The organism is Hymenobacter terrenus, from assembly GCF_000972495.1.
In the GTDB taxonomy this organism is placed as follows: domain Bacteria; phylum Bacteroidota; class Bacteroidia; order Cytophagales; family Hymenobacteraceae; genus Hymenobacter; species Hymenobacter terrenus.
The window spans coordinates 1-3,624 of the sequence record NZ_LATM01000078.1; the positions used below are offsets into that span (position 1 = coordinate 1).

At 53.8% G+C, this 3,624-nt stretch carries 2 protein-coding genes; one reads left to right on the forward strand and one right to left on the reverse strand.

The features are described from left to right. Nucleotides 1–805: 805 nt before the first annotated feature. Complete coding sequence (locus WX88_RS26395) at nt 806–1,735, reverse strand: S66 peptidase family protein (protein WP_046247431.1); 930 nt, start codon at nt 1,733–1,735, stop codon at nt 806–808. Between the two features lie 156 nt (nt 1,736–1,891). On the opposite strand from WX88_RS26395, the gene WX88_RS28435 reads away from it, so the two are divergent. Then, a complete protein-coding gene (locus WX88_RS28435; protein WP_052733145.1) occupies nt 1,892–3,127 on the forward strand; it encodes an alpha/beta hydrolase in 1,236 nt (411 codons plus the stop codon). Nucleotides 3,128–3,624: the final 497 nt, after the last annotated feature.

The window sequence follows — 3,624 nt, forward strand, 5'->3', positions numbered from 1 at the left end:
CGACGACCTTTTCCATGACCCTAAATTAACTCAAACAGCTTCTAAACACATTCATCTGTAGTGGCTACAATAGTGCAGGAAATATGGGACTATATAAAGAATTAGCGAAGCAACAGGAGTGTAAATGCTGATGGAAGCAAGTAAGCGCGATGCTTTTGTTGACTTAGTAACGCAATCCGGAACTTTACCACATATGTTCTCACACGGCGTGTATCGTACGGTACAACATCGTTGTACTTATTGTGGGAAAGAGGTAAGAGCAGAATGCGCCTACGGGAAGCAGATATTAGTTAGCGGTTCCTTGACCAGGCAAAATTTTCATGAAAATCAGGTTTTGTTAGATTCGGTTGGCAACGTGTTTAGCCAGCATTTACATCATACCATTGATGTTAACGGTTTTAAAGCATACATCTACCTGACTAGCGAACGAGAAGACAGCGCATTGCTAAAAGTGGCGTGTTACCGTTGCGCTCACTGTCAAATATAGTATCTATCATTATACCAACTTCAACAGAGGAGGATTAGCCACCATCTGAACCAGATGAAATTCAGTATTGAGAAGGTTTACCAAGTTGCGTTGAACCATGGGGAATTCTTATAGGCCTTTAATCGAGCAGAAGTAAGTACAGCCAGTTAAATAAGTTAATAATTTTAAGCAAGTGCATGAACTACGAATTCCTACGCTTGACCATCTAATTACCTTTGCTCCTTGTCCATTTCACTGAATCGCCTCAGATTTCGATTGTGAAGGCTACAAGTACCTTCAAAGACTCATGCATCATGCAAGGAATTCTAGGCTGGCTCCTCAAACTGACCAATAGCTAGGCCACGCCAGGGTTAGCCGCGCCCCAGTTGGGTCTATTGTCAGGCGAGCCATCTGGCCTACCACTAAGGCTCTGTTGTCTGCCTCGTGGCCCACGGGGAAGCCGTAGCCTACCGGGAAATCATAGCGTTGGGCATAGGAATCAATGATTTCCAGCGCCGTGGCACCGAAGGGAACGGTGTTATCACGCATCTGCGAGAAGTGGCCCACTACCAGGCCTGCTAGGCCCACTAGCTGCCGGCTGCGGTGCAGGTGCAGCATAATCCGGTCGATGTGGTAGAGGTATTCATCCAGGTCTTCGAGGAACAGGAGGCGGCCCTTGAAGCTAACCTGCGAGGCAGTGCCCGTGATGGTATGAAGCAGACTCAAGTTGCCCCCTACCAGCTCACCGGTGGCGGTGCCGGGCCGGTTGAGCGGATGCGGAGGTACTGCTAAAGGGAGCGCAGCTTCGCCAAAAAGAGTACGGCGCAGGCTTTCCAGGGCCACTGCGCCACCGGGCTGGTGAAAGAGTACGGGCATCACGCCGTGGATGCTGGCGTGGTTCAGGGCCAGCAGGTGGGCGTTGAGCACGGTGACGTCGGAAAAGCCGGCAAGCCACTTGGGGTGGGTGATGAAGCGGGAGAAGTCCAGCGCATCCACGATGCGAGCGGTGCCGTAGCCCCCCCGCGTGCAGAGGATGGCCCGGATGCTGGGGTCATCGAGTTGCTGCTGCAAGTCGCGGCGGCGAAGCTCATCATCGCCGGCAAATTGGTGGTGGTCACCAGCGATGCTATCACCGAGTATTACTTCCAACCCCCAACTCCTGAGGGTTTCGATGGCGGGCGCCAGCTCGGCGGCGCTGATTTTGCGGGCAGGACTGACCAGCGCTACGCGCTGGCCGGGGCATAGCGCCGGTGGAAATTGAATAGACATAAAAAAGGGCAAAAGCGACTGCAAATAACGCAGGTCGTAACTTTGAGCTGGTAAACGCGCCCGCCGGCAAGATGAACCCTGGAATGCGTTCCAGCGTCAATGAAGGCGGCAAATGTTGCTAAACCACCAATTACTCACCCCCTCATTTCTTTCTCTATGAAATCAACATTCCTCCTCATCGTGTGCCTGCTCCTGATGGGACTGCATGCAGCTAACGCTCAGATAGATACAACTCGCGGCCGTTACTACCAGCCTATTTTTCCGAATGTGACGGTGACATCCGGGGTGGCTTATGGCTCAGCTATTAATTATATCGGCAACCCGCAGACGCTACTGATGGACATTTACCAGCCCACCGGCGACACCGAGGCTCGTCGACCGGTCATCATTTTTGCGCACCAAGGCGGTTTTGTCACCGGCTCGCGCACCGATGCTTACATAGTAGCCGTGTGCACGCAATTCGCCAAGCTAGGTTATGTCACTGCTAGTATCGAGTACCGGCTGGGTTTCCCCTTTACTGGCCTGGCCGCTCCGGCCGATACGCCCCAAGTAGCCAGGGCCGCCATCCGGGCCATGCAAGACATGCGTGCTGCCGTGCGCTTCTTTCGCAGAGACGCCGCTACTACTAATACTTACCGTGTTGACTCCCGCTACATTACGGTGGGTGGGTCATCGGCCGGTGCTTTCGCGGCACTAGAAGTCGGTTACCTGGACAAGCCCGCTGAGGTGCCGGCTTACGTTGATATTGCTGGTCTGGGCGGCATTGAGGGCCAGAGCGGCAACCCTAGCTACAGTAGCGCGGTGCTGGCGGTGCTCAACTTGAGCGGCGCCACCGAGAGCCCCAGTATTATTGAGGCCGGCAACGTCCCGTTGTGTAGCGTTCATGGTACAGCCGACCGCACGGTGCCGTATCTTCAAGGTAAAGTCGGGTCTTTGCTGCCACCTAAGTACGTGTACGGCAGCGGCCAGCTCAATCTTCGCACCACGCAGTTGGGTATTCGCAACACCTTGCGCACGCTGCGCGGCGCGGGCCACATTCCATTTGAAACTAACGCCGCCTATGCGGATACCACTTTCCGTACCATCCGCGACTTCCTACGCCCCAGTTTGGGCCAGCCCGGCACGGTTGTAACGGCTAGCAAGCCGGGGGCTCTCAAAAATGCCCCGATTACGCAGGCCTACCCCGTGCCCGCTGAAGAAAGCGTGCACTTGGTGCTGCCCGAAGCCTGGCTATTGCCCATCGAAGCGCAGCTTTTGGATGCGGCGGGCCGGGTGGTGCGCACCATCAATCCCAATGCGCACGATTTAAATATGTTGCGCGGTAGCCTAAAGGCTGGAATCTATTCGTTGAAGTTTCCTGGCCAAGTGCCGGTGCGAATTGAATTCAAGTAAGCTGCTAACTAAGCTTTATTAGGTAAAAAGCCTGGTGTGAGACACTGAAGCGGTTGAGCCCAAGCGGGTAGACCTGCTTGTTTCGCACTGGGCTTTTTGCTGCTTACAAATAAGTGATAAGTACTTTGCAAACCACTTTTATCCGCGCCAAATAGGTTTGCGAAATCGCGCAAGGCACTTTCGGCAGGCGGAGACGGGGGAGCACAGTTTCGCAAGCCACTTTGGTGCGTGGGAGGAGGCTTGCGAAGCTATGCAAGCCTAGTAAAGAGCGAAAAAACTAACTTGAGTATTCAAGTTGTGGCGCAGTAGCTGCCGGGCTGTTACAGCTACGCTAAGTTTCGCCTCAGTGACCAAGGCCTTTTTTAGCTTTTCCGGGTGTTATCGGGTTCATTGCCGGGCGTGCTCGTAGGCTGCCTACACTTGGTCGACCGCGGCCGGATATTGTGGAGCAAACCTAGAGCAAATTTCAGGTTAGTGTACGTGGTAGCCACAATGGT

Bases quoted from the DNA above. Each gene is read 5' to 3' on its own strand.
- WX88_RS28435 (WP_052733145.1), top strand. From the start codon at position 1,892: ATGAAATCAACATTCCTCCTCATCGTGTGCCTGCTCCTGATGGGACTG.
- WX88_RS26395 (WP_046247431.1), bottom strand. From the start codon at position 1,735: ATGTCTATTCAATTTCCACCGGCGCTATGCCCCGGCCAGCGCGTAGCG.